Here is a 16,209-nt window from a genome sequence, read left to right as displayed (position 1 = left end):
TGCGGCGGCGGACAGGGCGACGCGCTGTTACTGTACCGGGATGGCATCAGTGGCTAATTTCCGTTCCGAGGTGGCCGAGGCCGCCCTGGATCTGTTTATCGACAACGGCTACGACCCGACCAGCGTGGACGATATTGCCCTGGCGGCCGGGATCTCCCGGAGCACCTTCTTCCGCCAGTTCCGCGCCAAGGAAGACGTGATCTTTGCAGACCACGAAGCCTTGCTCGATGAGCTGGGCAGCTATCTGGCCGCGCGTCATCCCGATCCGTGGGAAGCCGTGTGCCAGGCCGCGGCACTCGTCTTTGGGAAGTTCTCTGAACGCCGGGAAATAGCGCAAAAACGCTATCACGTGGTGCAGGGGGTGCCCGCGCTCCGGGACCGGGAAACGATCATGGTTTCGCGCTACGAGCGCCTTTTCTCGGACTACCTCCGGCAGGCACTCCCGGGACTTGCGGCACTGGATGCGATCCGGTTCGCTGCGGCGGTCACGTCCACGCATAACTATGTGTTGCGCGAAATGATGCTGGATTCCCCTCGCGGTTCCCTGAAGAACTTGGAAGACGAATTGCGGACAGTACGCCGCATTTTCGGCGTCCTGTCCCCGGGTGACCCGTCCGCCGCCCCCGCCGGGGATGACCTCGTTGTGGCCGTTTTCCCCCGCTCCACACCCACCGCTGAGGTGGCGCGCCGCATCCAGGACACTCTCGACGGGCGCTCCACCTAACCGCTGGGAGCGGCGAGATGACGTCCTCGAACGGACTGGGTGGCGGAAGCATCGGCGTTCTACCGTGCGGATCCGGCAATCCTGCTGGCGATGCTGAAGTCCAAGCCGTGACAGACTGCGGCCATGAGTATTGAGCAATGGTGGCCGAGGCTGAAGCCCTCGACGCGGGAATGGCTGATTGAAAACAACGGCGACGTTGTACCGGCCGAGGTACTTGGTGAGATCGAGGACGCCGGCGGTTCGGTCGCGTCCGGCGCCTGGTGGGTGGGTGAAAACGGGCCGTCAGGCTTCTATTTCTCGGACGAGGCGATCGACTGGATCGAGGCCGTGGGAAACGGCGAAACACCGGACACCCGCTGAAGGCTGCGCAGGGTATTTCAACGTCAACCCATGAAGTGCCCCCTGCCTTTGACAATAGGGGGCACTCCGTGGAGGGCTAAACGACCCTTTCTGGCGCGTTCTTTCGACTTGCCTAGTGGGTCAGGTCCTTGCCCTTGGTTTCCGGGATGGTGAAGACGAACAACACGCTGACCAGCAGCAGCACCACGGCGTAGACGTTGAACACGTTGGCCAGGCCGATGGTGCCGAGCCAGGTCTGCAGGTACGGGGCGGTCCCGCCGAACACGGCCACGCAGATGGAGTACGGGACGCCGACGCCGATGGTCCGGATGCTGGTGGGGAACAGCTCCGCGTAGACGGCCGGAACGATCGCGGCGCTGGCGGCAATGAAGATCAGCATGACGGACATGGCCACGGCCAGCTGCCAGGCCGAATCCTTCAGCAGCCAGGTCATCGGGAAGTGCATGACGGCGGCTCCGGCCGCACCGGCCCAGAGTACCTTTTGCGGCCGATCCTGTCGGACAGCTTGCCCTAGAACGGCAGGGTGGCGATGAACACGATGTTGGCCACAACGCTGGCCCAGAGGGTTTCCCCGCGATCGATTTTCAACGTGGTGGCGGCGTAGCTCGGGGCCACCACACCCCAGATGTAGTAGATCACCGTGAGTCCCACCGTCAGCCCGATGACCTGGAAGGCCTGCTTGCGGTACTGCACGATCTGCGGCCAGATCGGGGCGCGCTTCTCGGCGGCCGTTTCGCCTTCGAAGGCCTCGGTCTCGTGCAGTTTGGAGCGCATGATCAACGCGTAGAGGCCCATAACGGCACCGACCAGGAAGGGGATCCGCCAGCCCCTGTCCCGCACCGCCCAACTCCGGGCACCAGGGCAGCACGGTAAGCCCGTCTCTCGGCCGTCGATTGCCGGCACTGCCATGTTGTTCATGGCCGCGTCCAGCAAGAACAAGACGGCCGCACAATCGGCGCTCATGCTGCAACTGGTGAACACTGCCTTCGCCATCCACGAACTGCACCAACAGTCCGGACGAACCCGTGAAGCGCAGCGGCTCCGGGCTGTCGTCACAGAGCAGCTGAAACCATTCGCGGCGACCATGCCCCGCCCGGTCACCGTCGGTGCACCCGAACAGGCAGCGGCCCAGAACGCCGTAGAACTTGGACTCCGCGGCATGGCGCCCATCCGTCCAGGGTCAGCGGTACCGAGCACACCAAAGCCAGCCAAATCCCACCAGCACACGGGCAGGGATTCCGGCCCGGTGCTTGACCGATAAAGACCACCACCCAACTGCAAGGGGAGCACGATGAGTGAATCAGACGGAATGGACGAAGTTCTGGACGGCGGAATGCGGCAGTCCCTCATGATCGCCTCACGCATTGCCTAGACGCTGGCCCGTCGCCGGCAGGAATCACAACGGCAGCAGGAACACCAGGACGCCAAGGCAGCGCACGAAGCCCAGGCCCGCCTCACGGCAGATCGCAGTGCGGCGCACGCGGCGCTGGCACCGGTCAATAGGGACCAGTGGTGGGACAAGGCCCAGCCCCAGGACATTGCCACGGCACATGCCGTCGCTGAAGGCTGGAAAGACCACGACCCGACCGCCCTGGCGGCCTCGGAAAAGATCCGTCAGGAAGTCCTCACCCGCTACGGCATCGACACCCGCGATACCGGCAAGGATGCTGGATACCTGGAGTCAGATATCCAGCAGGCCGCCACGGACAAGGCACGGCAGGACGCACTGGACCGCAGCCAGGAAGAAACTCGCACGGCGGACGCCGAACATGAGAAGGCCATGGGCCTGCTCGCTGCTGCCCGTGCCGAAGAACTCCGCGCCCAGGCCGTGACGCTTGCCCCGGAAATGGAACGCCACCAGGTGCCCGCGGAATACCTGGCCAACCCGGAACTGGCCCAGGCATTGCAGACCGCTCACACTGCGAAGACGCCCTCAGCAGTGGCGGCCGCGGACGCCACCGTGCAGGAGCGCCTGTTCCTCATCGGCAAGGACGGCATCAACGGTCCCGACATCGACCAGCTGCGCAAGGAAACCACCGCGAACATTAGCGGCGCCGGAGACTCACACTTCAAGGATCCCGCCTTCGTCCAAGCAGCCAAGGACATGCACGAGGCCAAACTCCTGGCGGAGGGAGGCTTCACAGGGTCCGAAAGGACACCCGTGGAACAGCGGTACGCACGCGCCGAAAAGGAACTATTCGCCCGCATGGAAAGCGTCGGCAGCGAGATCGAAAACCGCGTCACCGGCAACGACAGCAGCCGGCTCAAAGACCGGGGCCTCAAAACGGAAAGCACGTCTGCCGCTGACTACGGTTCAGCGGAACGCCAGGAAGCTTTCGCCGCATCCCTGGCAACAACCGGAGCGAACGAAACCCAAATCCGGGGACGCGCCGCTGCGGAGCGCAGCGAGGGCGCACACCCCAGCGCTGCCGTCACCATGGGCAAGGGCGCAGCCAAGGCCAAGAAGACCCGCAGCGGGGCAGCAGTGGGTGCGGAACGGACGAAGAGCGGCCCGGCTCGCTAAGCAGTAGCCCGGTAGGGTTGCCGGGGAGACTGGCGAACAGATATGGCTTCGATGGTTGAGAGATTATGGTCCTATTGGTCATTAGGGCTCTGGATGGTCGGCGTCATGCTCATCGTCTACCTTGTCTTCCGTAAGTCGAACATCCGGCGGGTTTTCGTTATCTCCTTGTTGGGTTGCGCGGCTATTTACGCCTTGTCGTCGTGGGTCTATGCCGCTCAGGCAGATCTACCTGCCAGGACAGAAGGGACAGCCCTCAGAACGCGAACGAGCGATCTAGGCACTAGCCTCTGGGCAATATTCGGACTGCTCTTTAGCTTCTACGGCTTCCTTGGCATGGCCGCCTTCTGGGTGTTCATGAGGTGGTCCGTCTAGGGGCCAAACGAAGGACGTCGGCGACGGCCCAATAGCCCAACGGTCGAGGCGGTAACAGCGCTGGTCTGACTCGAGGCGGACGCCTAGGCGGTCTTCCCCGTTCCTGAATTGTCAAGGCTGAGCCGGCTCTTCCGAATACAGAAGCTCTCGGCACGACGTTCTCGACCTTGAGCTCATCGAACGGTTCTAGCCACGGTTCCAGGCCGAGCGTGGCCCGCAACGCCCGTTCGAGCCGCACTTGCGCAACGACCTTTCGATTCGGCAATGACGCGGCCTCCAACGAAGTCGCGGGCCGCCTGCGCGCTCCCGAGAAGTCGACAACCTCGACGTGCGTCGCCGAGCCCACAGCCTCCTTGTAAGCCGGCAACGGGATCGCTGGATTGACGGGCGCTTGAGCCACCACAGTCCAGTGGCCAGCGTGAAGCTTGGCGTCCATCGAGAGGGCGAGAAACAGCACCGGCGCCGAGAGACCCTCACCGGCTCGCCCGGCCGCCTCGTCCAGAGGCAGCACAAGGTCGAAGATCGCGAAGAAGTACGCGTCTTTGCCTTAGGTCGCAACCACCTGCCCGACCCCGGCCCGGTCGTCCCCCGCGGGTACGACAAAGACGTCCCCAATCGTTTGCTTGTTCACCACGGGTCTCCTCCAGCGCCCCAATATCGGGGGTCGCTCATCTGTTGTCTGAGGTTCGAGAGACCACAGTTGGGGTTGCCAAGATTGGTTGGCCCGCCGCCACGTCGGATGAAGAACTCTTCCATACTGTCGAGCTTAGGTACTTTGCGTCCGGGCGTCGCGGAACCAGCCGTCAGGTGCTTTCTTGAGTTCCAGATGGCAGTCCGCGCCCGTTAACGCTGGGCCGACAAGACACGACCAGCCATCGCATCCATGGTTCGCAATCGGTCTGCTGCTGGGCGGGGATGCGGGTCAGGTTGTTGTCCGTGGCCCGGTGTTGCCGCCGAGTCCCAGCTTGGCCAGCAATGCTGAGACGTGCTCACGCACCGTGGTCGCGGCCAGAGCAAGAGCTTCGCTGATTTGGCGGTTGGTCTGTCCCTGGGCGATCAATGACAGCACGTCCTCCTCCGCGTCGGTTGGTACATCAAACCTCGGATCGACGGACGCTTTGATCAGCTCCGCTCTGGCACTGCCGAGCACGTCCTCGCTCATAAGTGACTCGCCGGCGGCGGCGCGGCGAATTGCTTCCTCCAAGTGCGGGTTGGGAAGTTCCCTCAGCACGTAGCCGGCCGCTCCGGCCAGCACGATGCCCCGAAGAGCCTCCTCATCGGCGTAGCTGGTCGGTATCAGGCACTGGAGTGACGGAGCAGCCGAGCGCGCGTCCCGGCATACTTCGATGCCGGTGCCGTCGGGGAGGAGCACGTTCAGCACCGCGACGTTTGATCCCGCCTCCAGAATCTGATGGCTGGCATCGCGCGCACTCGCGCATTCACCGACCACTTCAAGGCCCTGCGTGTCGAGCAATCCTCTTAAGCCCTGTCTGACGAAGTCCCGACCTTCGACAAGGAACACGCGCACCGGGACCTTGGACCGGCCCCGGACGGGGACAACTTTTGAGGACTCTCTCATGTGCATGCTTTCGGCACCTCATCGGAAGACCCCTGGGGCGGCATTCTGCCGCCTGTTGGCCCTTAGCTGGGTCTAATCATTCCGCCCTGACCACAGGGCCAAAAGACCGAAGCGCACCAGGACGCCAAGGAGCGGCGGATCAAAGCGGGCCTGATGGGGGTTCACGGCCGGCGCTGTGCCCGGCTTGACGGGGGATTTCGTTCCCGGGAGCTCAGCCGCCGTCTGATCCGAGGCAACCAAATTTTTGGCGTTTGTCCCGGTTCTCGAATTCCTCGTTCAGTTCGTAGCGGCCGAACTCTGTTTTCCGGTTCGGTTCGCCCTCGGCCACGATCGCGTGGTCAAACGGGCGCGGGTTCTGGCTGTCGAGCGCCTGCAGTTCCCGGTCCGGGACCGGCTCCAGGCTCTCCGGCAAGGGCTCCTCCGGGGTCAGGTGAAGGTTCTCCTTCACGTCAGAATCGGGTCTTGGCGTCAGCTCGGTCCGGGCCGCGGCAAGGGCTGCGGTGAGCCTGCCGGCAACCCCCGTCCGCTCCCCGGGCGGCACGCTACCGTCCTCGCGAATGCAGTCCAGAAGTGCTGCCGTGACCTCCGCGGCCGCGTCCGGGAAGACACTGAACCGGTAGCCGCCGTATGCGGGGTCTTCCGATTGACTCAACACCGTGGTGATGAGCACTGCGGCTTCTGTCCGACGCGTCAGGCCAAGCTTCATCAGCGCGGACGAGACTATGTTCTTTACGGTTTTTTCCGACAGGGACATTTCCTGGCCGATCTGGCGGTTCGTCATACCCTTCCCCAGACCGATGACGACCCTGCGTTCCTGCCTCGACAAAAACAGGAGTTTCCCACCCGGCTGACCTTGGCTGTGGCCGGGGAACGGGGTAAGCACGGCCTCCTGGAACCGTCGGCTGAAAGCGGTGTGCCCCGCCAGTGCCCGGCGGATCAGCCTCAGCTGTTCGCTGTTGCCGTCCTGTTTTGACAAGCACCCCCACGCCCCGGCCAGGATCGCGTCAATCAACACACCCTCGGTGGCTTCCGCGGTCAGCACCAGGCACCGGATTGAGGAGTCTGCCGCCGCCAGGTCCCGGCAGACATCGGTGCCGGACCCATCAGGAAGGTCATCGTCAAGGATCACCAGATCCGGGCGCAGGGCCGGGATCCGCCGGGCGGCCTCGCGGGCGGACCCTGCCTCCCCACGATAGTGAAACCGCTGGATTCCAGGAGCCTGCGCAGCCCCCGCCGGACAAGCTCGTGATCTTCGAGCAGATACACGCCCAGGCCGGGCGCGGTGTCCTCCTGCCCTTTTCCCAGATCAGCCATCGCCACCGTTCCGTTCGTTCACCGCCGCCGGGGCTCTGCCATATGCGGCACCCCACCTTGCGGCTACGGCGTTCAGCCGCCATGCCCTCATCCTATGGAGGAACGGCGGCGGGAACGGCAGCGGCTGCCCCGATCGCGCCGTGCCCCGTCAGATCGCCCGGGGCCATCAGCCCGGACGAAGGAGCGGGAAAAGTCCGTCCACTTGATCTCGCGCCCGTCGGGTCCGCAAGTAAGCGTGTACCTGCCTGACACCGCGCAGCCTCTGGCGATGGGGCCTTAAGCCGGGAAGCACGCGTGGTGTCAGCCTCCGAGGTCGGCGGCACTGGGCCACCCCCATACGGCACCCGGTTGTGGCCTGGGCCTGGGTGTCAGGTATCTCTGGCCCCGGCTGGACGGTTTGGATCTGGCGCCCTGACCCGAATCTGGGTGCCGACACCGTAACCGCGGGAAGGAACGGGGAGTTTTCTTGGATCCCGCGAGGCACCTCTGCTGGCCGCCCGTCAGCCACCGGCAGGTCACTTGCCAGAACCGGAGGATTGGAGCAGTTTTCTCAAGAGTCTTGATATACAAATGTTCCGACGCTTAGACTCGCCCAAGGCCGCAACAAGCCGATTTTTTGTTTTTGGGGGAAATCGCCAGTCTCTGCCGGCTTCGGCAATGAAGTGCAGGGAAGTCCGTCGGCTGCGGCCGGCGGCGAATGAGAACAGGGGAAGGCCGTTGCGCCCACATATGCGGGTGACGGCCTTCCTCCTTTCGACCTGACGGTCCGGCGGAAGGCTGCTCGGCCGTGACGGTGAGCGTGGATCCGAATCCGGGATCCGGGTGCCTGGGCCGCAGGTTTCAGCGGACAGGATGGCGTGCCGGTGCATGACCGGCGCCAGTTTCCTGGTCAGTCCGCGCCGCTTCGGTGGCAACAAAGGGCCCCGGTGCGGCCGGTAGCTCCGAGCAGTGCCATCCTCATGGTGTCTCCTTGCGGGTTGAGGTGGGCTTCCAAATGTCGCGTTCCCGGTGGGCGAAGTCGGGGAAGCTGATCGGGTCCCGGCCAAGAACCTGTTGCACGGTGTTGGACAGGCCGCCCGCCAGTCCGAGCCGGGCCGTTGTGTAGATCGCCGCGGTGACAATGACCATGCCCCAGGGCATTCGAAGGGTCCGGCGCGCGTGCCGGAGGTACCGGACGATCCCGGGACGGGCGTAGCGTATGGGCCGTCCGAGCTCTGCGGTCAGGATTCGGGCGATCTGTTCGTAGGTCAGCGCTTCCTGCCCCGTCACTGTCCAGGCGGTGTTGCGGTGTGCGGCGGGGTTGAGCAGAGCGGCCGCGGCGACGGCACCGACATCCTCGCCATCGACGAACGCGGTTGCACCGCCGCCGGCCGGGACCAGGATCTCATCGCGGTCCCGGATATCGGTCAAGTGCGTAGTGGAGAGGTTTTGATAAAAGAACGAGGCCCGCACGAACGTCCAGTCGACACCGGCACCGCGCAGCCACGACTCGATGGCGGCATGCGGAACAACCTTGTTCTTCTCCGCACCCTGAAGAGAAAGGAACACCATCTGCCCGACGCCGTGGGCTCGCGCGTACTCGAGGGCGGGAATGATTTGTTTCTTCGGCTTGCCCAGATGCGGCGGGCGCAGAAGAAACATCCGCTGAACCCCGTCAAAAGCGGCCGGCCAGGTCGACTCGTTGGTGAATTCAAGGCCGACGGCCTCCACCCGGTCACCGAACATCAGCTTCACCGACTCGGTGGTGCGCCCGGCCGCGCGGACTCTCCGCCCGGCGGCCAGCAGCTGTTCGACCACGATATGGCCGATGTTGCCCGTAGCCCCGGTCACCAGAATCACCTCGTCCGCCATCACGTCTTCCACTGCTCATGGTGTGCCGTACGCGCCCGCAATTTCCCGGCTCGGCCTTCACTTGTTGAAGTGGTCATGAAATTTCTGCATCTCCTCCGAGCGTGGTTTTAAGTAGTCATAGCGGCCCGCTACACCCGTCCTGGCAGAACCTCCGGGTGGTAGGAATTAACCGGTCCTCCGCAGGCTCCTTCCACACTCGGATCCCGATCAACCCCTCGCTCAACATACGACGCACGACCACGAGATGTTGGCCAAGGCTGGTTCCCGAGGCTGTGACCCTGGCCGGTGCTGTCGTCCAGTATCTGTCGCAGCCCAAGAAGTACGAAGCTATAGGCGGTTATAGCCTTTTTCACATAGTGCCTTATAATTTTGTATATGCATCTGGAACTCAACCCCTACAACCCTGGTTCGGGCCTTCCTCCCAAAGTTATGGGGGGCCGCCAGGCCGAGATCGACGCGTTTGACCTCTTGGTCGCCCGAACCAAAAGAGGGTTGCCGAACCGTGGGATGGTGCTCTCCGGGCTGCGGGGGGTTGGTAAAACCGTACTGCTGAACTACTTGCGGGCCCGCGCGGATAACCAGGGCTGGTTTACCATCTGGATCGAAGGCAAGCCGGAGGCTCAGGGTTTCACCGAAGTTCGGGAGAAGCTGGCGAGGGAACTGACCACCGCCGCCCGCAGATACGGTGGCTCCCGGCCCAAGGAGCGGTTCAAGCAGGCCATGGGCACCATACAGTCGTTCAATCTCTCTCTAGGGCTGACAGGCGTGAGGGCGGGCGTGGGATTCAAGACCGGACGTGCAGACTCGGGCCAAATTGACATAGACCTCGAAGAGTTGGTCGATGACATCTGCAGCTCTTTGAAAGAGGACAGGAGCGCCTTCGGCATTTTCATTGATGAGATGCAGGACCTGGATCCTGCCCTTCTCACGGCACTGATCTCAGTCCAGCACATGGCCGGACAGCGGGGATGGCCCTTCTACATCATCGGGGCCGGGCTACCGAACCTTCCAACGACCCTCAGCGAAGCCCGGACTTACGCTGAAAGACTATTTGACTACAGAATGGTCGGGCCCCTGGATCAGCCTGCGGCCGAATATGCTTTTGCGAGGCCGGCCCAGGAGATGGGGGCCGCCTTCGAACCTACTGCCCTAGCCAGGGTCGTTGAGGCCTCCGGAAGATACCCCTACTTCATCCAGGAATTCGGCAAGGCCATCTGGGATGCAGCTCCTGAGACGCCGTTCACCGATGCCGACGCAGACCTCGCCATAGTTGCCGGCCGGGGCCAACTCGACGCGGGATTTTTTCCGTCTCGATGGGGCCGGGCAACTAAGAAGGAAAAGAGCTACCTGCGGTCCATGGCCCAGGACGGCGATGAGGGTTCGAGTACAAGCCAAGTTGCCGAGCGGCTTGGCGTCAAGCTCACGAGCCTTGGACCGACCCGGGCGCAGCTCATCAGCAAGGGACTCATCTACTCACCGGAATACGGCAAAGTCGCGTTCACCGTTCCCGGCATGTCCGGGTTTATCCGGCGGCAACACGAGCAGTGATGCTTTCTCGCACCTGAAGCCACCAATCAGCCTGCGGCCGCGAACGCGCGTGCGGCGGCCAGTACCTGCGGTCCGGCGTCCTTCAGATGCCCGTCATGCAGCTGCTCGCAGCGGCCCGCGCCGAAGAACTCCGCGCCCAGGCCGCGACACTGGCCCCGGAACTGGAACATCACCAGGTGCCCGCGGACTACCTGACCAACCCCGAGCTGGCACAGGCATTGCAGACCGCACACAGCGCGAAGACCCCCAGTGCTCTGGAAGCAGCGGACGCCACCGTGCAGCAACGCATGTTCCTCATCGGCGAGGACGGAGTCAACGGTCCCGACCTTGCCAGCTGCGCAAAGAGACCACCGCGAACGTCAACGGCGCCGACGACCCGCACGTCGAGGACCCCGCGTTCGTCAAAGCCGCCAAGAAGATGCGCGAAGCCAAACTTCGGGCCGAGGGCGGCTTCACAGGCGCCCAATGGATGTTTCTGGAACAGCCGTACGAAGGCGCCGAAGAGGAACTCTTCGCCCGCATGGAAGGCCTCGGTCGCGAAATCGAGAACCGCGTCACCAGGGACGACAGCAGCCGGCTCAAACGCCAGCGCCTGAAAACCGAAAGTACGTCGGCCGCTGACTACGGCTCAGCCGAACACCATGAGAAGTTCGCCGAGACCCTGGCAAACACCGGCCCGAACGAAAACCAGGTACGTGGACGCGTCGCCGCAGCATCCAGCGACGGCACACATCCCAGCGCAGCAGTAACCGCTGGCAAGGCCGCCAAAGCCAGGAAGACCCGCACCGGGTCAGCAGCGGGCTATGAGAGGGGCAGGAATGGACCCGGCCGATAGTTCAGTGCTGATGCAGAAGGCGGCTGACTAAAGCCCGACTCAGGACCACTGGGATGGGTGGATTTTGACAATTGGCGCAGCTCCAGGGCGGTTGGATGCGGGTGTTCAGGAGCTCAGCAAGCGCTCTCTCTGCGGTTCGGCGTGAGATGTTGTTGCGTATGTCAACTTGGTGCAGGACACCCCTGCGCCGACGCTGACCAATTTGGTCATCGTAGCGAGGGAGGACCCATCCAAAAGACAGCCTGCTGACGAAGTAGCTAGAGTCGGCGTTGTACGCCGATCCCATCTCACAGTTGGAGGCTTTTCATGACTGAAGTTACTGCCCATCACGGCCTGTTCAAGGATACGAACCTGCACGTCGACGACACGGGGGGCCCGGGCCGGCCGGTCGTTCTCATTCATGGGTGGCCCCTGTCGGGGGAATCCTTCGCAGCCCAGGTGCCTGTCCTGCAGACTGCCGGCTACAGGGTCATCACCTATGACCGGCGGGGCTTCGGACGTAGCGACAAACCCAATACCGGCTGCACCTACGACACCCTCACCGCAGACCTGCACGCCCTCCTCGAGGCACTCGAGCTCACCGACACGACCCTCGTCGGATTTTCCATGGGCGGCGGTGAAGTGGCCCGGTACTTCACCAAGTACGGTACCGACCGGGTGCGCAGCGTCGTTTTCGCCGCGGCCGTCCCCCCGTACATGATGCGGGGCCAGGACAACCCGGATGGGCCTCTCACCGAGGACGCAGCAGCCGAGATGACCGCTGGCTTGACGAAAGACGAAGACTCCTTCTACGACGATTTCACCCGGCAATTCTTCTCCGTCAACGGGGAGCTTAAAGTCACCGAGCAGCAGCGTCAGGAAGCCCTCCGGCTCTGCAAGCAGGCTGACAAGAAGGCGGCGCTGGCCTGTATGGAGGCTTTCGGCACAACCGACTTCCGCGACGACCTGCCCAATATCACCGTCCCGGCCCTGATCCTGCACGGCGACGGCGACGGCACCGTGCCCTACGAAGGATCCGGTGCCCGGACCCACGCAGCCCTGCCCGGCAGCTACCTGCACGTTATCCTCGGCGCACCGCACGGCTGCAACGTCAGCCACCCCGATGAATTCAACCAGGCACTCCTGAGCTTCCTCCAAAAGTAGAAGCCCAGCGATCCAGTGAGACATCACTCCAGCAAATCAGGGTGAGGCGACCACAAAGGGCGCCTCACCCTCGTCTCGAGGCTTTACCCCTGCGGACGCGATCACTTAGCTCATCGTGGTCGACCTCATGCTCCATGCCGTGAAGACGGCCGGTTCCGTGTCCCTGATCGGTTGAGTCGCTTTATTGCTCACGCCAATCCGAAGCACCATGTGTTCCGAATCACAATAGACCAGCGGGATTTCCTCACTGGCCTGATCGAGGAGTGCATTGTGAATCGAACATCTGTAGTGGCCCTTGGGGCCTCAGCCGTTGCTTTAATCGCTGCTACCACCCTGACAGTGGTGCCCGCCCAGGCCCATAATTCCAAATCAGAAGAGAAAACCGTCACCCTGACCGCCAAGCTGAAACAGCTCAATGGCTCCGGAGCCTCAGGCACGGCTACCGCCGTCGTTCGCGGTGAAACGATCAAGCACATTGAGGTGCACGCCAAGGGCCTGACACCTGATGCCCCCCACGCCCAGCACATCCACTACGGCGAGCAGGCTCTGAACGAGTGCCCCACGCTCGAACTGGATACCAACAACGACGGGCGCCTGAACACCGTCGAGGGCGTACCCGCTTACGGGCCGGTCGTCGTGTCCCTGAACACGAGCGGCGACACCACGCCAGCGAGCTTCCTTGACGTCACGCGTTTCCCGGTCTCGAAGGACGGCCGCTACAACTACAGCCGCAATAACATCGCGTTCACCGATGTGGCAGGCACGGGTTACCCAGGAACCGGCGGTACGGGCACCGCCAAACAGATCGCCGAGGCCATCCGTGACGGTGAGGGCGTTCTAGTCATTCACGGATTGGACTACGACGAAAACGGCACGTACAACTTCAGCAACCCGGAAGGCGCCAGCGAGCTGAACCCGGACCTCCCGGCAGAGGCCACCGACCCGGCAGTCTGCGGAGTCCTCGAACGCCACTAGCACACCCCGCGGGCCCTGATCCAGCACAGGTGTCCGTGCCGATGCGTGCAATGGGTGCGTACAACATGACTCCGATGGTCCGCCCTGCCGTGTGGGGCGGACCATTGACATGTCCGGGCGCGGCAGCCGCGGCGACGGAAACGGTATTTGGTGAGGTGTGTCGCAGTCAGTGCCATCCGCTACCGGGCCGGATCCGAACGACAGGCGCAAGCTGCCGGCCCTCGTGCCCAGGCTGCAGAAAACGGAAGGACGCAGTGGCTCGTTGAGAGATAGCAACACTCGCCGTCGGCACAGGCCCTCCCTGCCGGCATCCTTGGCTTCGTCCCTGGCCGCACCAGCCAATACGACCAGCTTTAGTTCCCGGGGCACCATCCGGGGCGATGCTGATCGGCTTGTTCCAAGGGCGGTACCGCACACCACAACATCCTCCAGCCCTGACCCGCCGGATTTCGACGTCGACGTCGAGGAACAGCACGAACTCGTTCGACGCATTCTCTTACAGCCGAGTGGTGGCTGGGTATGGACGGGCCGATTACCGGAGAACTCGACGCTGCGCGCTCCCCGGCGTCGGATACGGACGGCCCAGTTTGGCCGTAGGGTGGAGCCGGCTGGCGTCGCGGGGACGGCAGGGCACACCGCATGCGCTGCGCCATCAGGGCACGGACTGCTACGGACTAAAGATATCGTTCGTCAGGGCGCTGCTGGCGGGCCAGATTATCCAGGGGCTTAGCCGTTCCAGGTGGCGCTTGGCTATACAGCTTTGAGTTGGGTCCTGAGCCTTTGGAGGCCATCCCTGATTCTGGATTTGACCGTGGGCAGCGGTACGCAGAGCTTTACCGAGATCTCCCGGTAGGTCAACGAACCGAAATAGGCAAGGACAATGGATTCGCGCTGCAGAGCCGACAGGCATGCCAACGAGGCGATGAGGATCCGGGCGTCCATCTTGTCTGCCACGGCATCGAGGACGCCGTCGTAGGCGTTCGGCGCGTTCGCTGCCCATCGATGGTCACGGTTGCGGCTACTTTGGTTTGCCCGGACTTTGTCGACTGCCCGTCGGTGCGCGATGGTCATCAGCCAGGCCATAGGAGTGCCAGTGTCCGGCCGGTATTTTGCTGCGTCCTGCCAGACGACGATGTATATTTCCTGGACCACTTCCTCGCTGAGCTCCCGGTCAATGATGACGCGCTGGACCAATCCCGTGACCTGTCGGGATGTGCGGAGGTAGAACTCACTGAATGCCTGATGATCGCCCTGTGCCGTGAGCAGCAGCAGACCGGCAAGAAAGTCCCGGGCCTGGTCGGTCGGAGCTGGAACATTCTGGTCAGCTAAACGGGTCATCGTGCCTTCAGGTCTGGGAACCGAGAACCACGGGTTGGCTGCGCGGACAGGGCGGCCAGATGCTCTGCTGTGGTGTCCAGCACCCGGGATCTGCCGCATTTGGAACAGAGGACGGCCACCGCGAGAGTGCCTGCCTGCCCACCCCGAACGGTCGGTGAATCAACCTCGAGGTGCAGGTCGGTGTCACACACTGGGCACCAGGGGCGATTTCCCCGTGGCTGATGCGCGTTCCGGGGTAGGTAACTGCTTGACGCTGTGGTCATGGCGGGGTTCACACCACGGCCCGGTAGCTGGTCAGGATGTAGTCTGCAGCCGCCGGTCCCTTCATGCGCAGGCACTGTCCGGGACCGACGCGTTGCCTCATCGCGGCCCAGAAGGTGTGCTCCGTCCGAGGGGAGTTGTGGGACACGCTGCACCAGCTGGTGTAGAGGCCAAACAAGGAGTCCCCGTCAAGAGTCGAGTCTGACTCCTGTTCACGATAAGTGGCTTCCTGAAGGAACTGGTCGAACTCTGCATAGGCCATGAGGGCTCTTCTCAACAAGATGCGGTGGTCCGCCGTCGGGCTACAGCGGATTCAAAACTCGGCGCCCTGGATAAGGACGCCAAGCGGAACTGCGGATCATCGTCCGGCGGAGAAACAGAGGTGAGGCGAATCAGCTACTTCCGGCGCGGGCGCCGGACGAGCGTGTATCAGGCGCGTTGGATTCGGGTGCGGGCCGTCGCCGGCCCGCTACCGGCCTGAGCGGCGACGCCCCCGTGGCTGGAGATGAGGGAAACGGCCATCCGCTTGGCCCAGACGGCTGCCTCTCTGTCTCCTTCGACCGCTGAGATAATGGAGCCCTTCGTCAGGATGTGGCAGGACCGCGCAAAAACGTCCGGCTGGTCGAGACCCGCCTCCTCGGCGAGAGTTCGCATGAAGGCCCTTACTCGGGCCAGATAGCTGACGGATGCCTCTCCCAAGGGATGTTTGGGGCCCATTTCCAGCATGGTGCTCACGAAGGCGCAGGCCTGGAAGTCATCCCGGCGAAACCACCCGTCCAGAACATCGAAAATCGCCAGCAACTGGGCTGTTGGGTCGGCGGATCTTTTCCTGCAATCAGCGATGATCTGCTCAACAGTAAGGTCCTGATGGCAGCGTTCCAGGAAAGCCAGAACCAACTCATCCTTGGACGTGAAGTGTCCGTAGAACGTGGCCTTGGCAACCCCGGCGCGCGAAATCAGCTCAGCTATGCCGACATCGCGGATGCCACGCTGTGCGAATAACTCGTAGGAGGCAGCCAATATGCGCTCCCGCGCGCCAACGCGGGATGGACGTGAAGGGGCAGGGGTGCCAATTGGGTCAGCTAATGAGCTTTGAGAGTGTTCCATCACCAGCAGACACTACATGCAAACCAGACAGACCGGTCAGTACGGTTCAAAAAATCCGGTTGTGAAATCCATGCTGCATCCGACCTGAACAGCCGCCACTGGGCTGCGCTCCGCGTCTGAGCTGACACATTCACAAACTGGGGAACACGACCGCAACTGCTACATAGAACCCACTGCTGAGTTCGGCCGCCTTGCGATGGACTCAAAGCACCGGGAAAACGACCCGAAAACACGCATCTGTTGCGTCGACACCCAAGAAACCGCCCATCCATTATGGG

Annotated in this window: 15 protein-coding genes and 1 pseudogene; 8 read left to right on the top strand and 8 right to left on the bottom strand. The window is 63.1% G+C overall.

The window, feature by feature from the left end; translation table 11 throughout:
• The first annotated feature begins 40 nt into the window (after positions 1 to 40).
• Both AC50YC_RS14415 and AC50YC_RS14410 read left to right on the top strand, forming a co-directional pair.
• The gene (locus tag AC50YC_RS14415; RefSeq protein WP_494952802.1) at positions 41 to 724 is read left to right on the top strand and encodes a TetR/AcrR family transcriptional regulator; all 684 of its coding nucleotides are present in this window, start codon (positions 41 to 43) and stop codon (positions 722 to 724) included.
• A 123-nt stretch (positions 725 to 847) separates the two neighbouring features.
• The gene (locus tag AC50YC_RS14410; protein ID WP_494952801.1) at positions 848 to 1,084 is read left to right on the top strand and encodes a hypothetical protein; all 237 of its coding nucleotides are present in this window, start codon (positions 848 to 850) and stop codon (positions 1,082 to 1,084) included.
• Positions 1,085 to 1,196: 112 nt separating this feature from the next.
• Here the strand turns inward: AC50YC_RS14410 and AC50YC_RS14405 are convergent.
• Positions 1,197 to 1,912 (bottom strand): annotated as a pseudogene (locus AC50YC_RS14405) (MFS transporter); the annotation flags it as partial.
• Between the two features lie 88 nt (positions 1,913 to 2,000).
• Here AC50YC_RS14405 and AC50YC_RS14400 point away from each other — a divergent pair.
• Positions 2,001 to 2,345, top strand: a complete 345-nt coding sequence (locus AC50YC_RS14400; protein WP_494952800.1) for a hypothetical protein — start codon at positions 2,001 to 2,003, stop codon at positions 2,343 to 2,345.
• Between the two features lie 519 nt (positions 2,346 to 2,864).
• The gene (locus AC50YC_RS14395) at positions 2,865 to 3,608 is read left to right on the top strand and encodes a hypothetical protein (RefSeq protein ID WP_494952799.1); all 744 of its coding nucleotides are present in this window, start codon (positions 2,865 to 2,867) and stop codon (positions 3,606 to 3,608) included.
• A gap of 1,294 nt (positions 3,609 to 4,902) precedes the next feature.
• On the opposite strand, the gene AC50YC_RS14390 is transcribed toward AC50YC_RS14395, so the two are convergent.
• From AC50YC_RS14390 to AC50YC_RS14380, 3 genes are all read right to left on the bottom strand, one after another.
• Positions 4,903 to 5,502, bottom strand: a complete 600-nt coding sequence (locus AC50YC_RS14390; protein ID WP_494952798.1) for a response regulator transcription factor — start codon at positions 5,500 to 5,502, stop codon at positions 4,903 to 4,905.
• Between the two features lie 268 nt (positions 5,503 to 5,770).
• Positions 5,771 to 6,688 (bottom strand): response regulator transcription factor, encoded by a 918-nt coding sequence (locus AC50YC_RS14385; protein WP_494952797.1) that lies wholly within the window; start codon positions 6,686 to 6,688, stop codon positions 5,771 to 5,773.
• Between the two features lie 1,142 nt (positions 6,689 to 7,830).
• A complete protein-coding gene (locus AC50YC_RS14380) occupies positions 7,831 to 8,736 on the bottom strand; it encodes an NmrA family NAD(P)-binding protein (protein WP_494952796.1) in 906 nt (301 codons plus the stop codon).
• A gap of 363 nt (positions 8,737 to 9,099) precedes the next feature.
• Between AC50YC_RS14380 and AC50YC_RS14375 the strand changes: the two genes are divergently transcribed.
• A complete protein-coding gene (locus AC50YC_RS14375) occupies positions 9,100 to 10,272 on the top strand; it encodes an ATP-binding protein (RefSeq protein ID WP_494952795.1) in 1,173 nt (390 codons plus the stop codon).
• 26 nt (positions 10,273 to 10,298) lie between these two features.
• On the opposite strand, the gene AC50YC_RS14370 is transcribed toward AC50YC_RS14375, so the two are convergent.
• On the bottom strand, positions 10,299 to 10,445 hold the full coding sequence (locus AC50YC_RS14370; RefSeq protein ID WP_494952794.1) for a hypothetical protein: 147 nt from the start codon (positions 10,443 to 10,445) through the stop codon (positions 10,299 to 10,301).
• 245 nt (positions 10,446 to 10,690) lie between these two features.
• Between AC50YC_RS14370 and AC50YC_RS14365 the strand changes: the two genes are divergently transcribed.
• From AC50YC_RS14365 to AC50YC_RS14355, 3 genes are all read left to right on the top strand, one after another.
• Positions 10,691 to 11,107, top strand: coding sequence for a hypothetical protein (locus tag AC50YC_RS14365; RefSeq protein WP_494952793.1), 417 nt, complete (start codon positions 10,691 to 10,693; stop codon positions 11,105 to 11,107).
• Positions 11,108 to 11,413: 306 nt separating this feature from the next.
• Positions 11,414 to 12,250 (top strand): alpha/beta fold hydrolase, encoded by an 837-nt coding sequence (locus AC50YC_RS14360; RefSeq protein ID WP_494952792.1) that lies wholly within the window; start codon positions 11,414 to 11,416, stop codon positions 12,248 to 12,250.
• Between the two features lie 342 nt (positions 12,251 to 12,592).
• On the top strand, positions 12,593 to 13,225 hold the full coding sequence (locus AC50YC_RS14355) for a hypothetical protein (protein WP_494952791.1): 633 nt from the start codon (positions 12,593 to 12,595) through the stop codon (positions 13,223 to 13,225).
• Between the two features lie 750 nt (positions 13,226 to 13,975).
• Here the strand turns inward: AC50YC_RS14355 and AC50YC_RS14350 are convergent.
• The 3 genes from AC50YC_RS14350 to AC50YC_RS14340 all read right to left on the bottom strand — a co-directional run bounded on the left by AC50YC_RS14350 (position 13,976) and on the right by AC50YC_RS14340 (position 15,844).
• Positions 13,976 to 14,563: a sigma-70 family RNA polymerase sigma factor gene (locus tag AC50YC_RS14350; protein ID WP_494952790.1), complete on the bottom strand. Its 588-nt coding sequence runs from the start codon at positions 14,561 to 14,563 to the stop codon at positions 13,976 to 13,978.
• 271 nt (positions 14,564 to 14,834) lie between these two features.
• Positions 14,835 to 15,086 (bottom strand): hypothetical protein, encoded by a 252-nt coding sequence (locus AC50YC_RS14345; protein ID WP_494952789.1) that lies wholly within the window; start codon positions 15,084 to 15,086, stop codon positions 14,835 to 14,837.
• Between the two features lie 167 nt (positions 15,087 to 15,253).
• The gene (locus AC50YC_RS14340) at positions 15,254 to 15,844 is read right to left on the bottom strand and encodes a TetR/AcrR family transcriptional regulator (RefSeq protein WP_494952788.1); all 591 of its coding nucleotides are present in this window, start codon (positions 15,842 to 15,844) and stop codon (positions 15,254 to 15,256) included.
• Positions 15,845 to 16,209 lie beyond the last annotated feature (365 nt).

Source organism: Pseudarthrobacter sp. MDT1-56, assembly GCF_059383555.1.
Note: the sequence above shows the minus strand (reverse complement) of the source record. Positions and strands in the feature narration are given on the sequence as shown.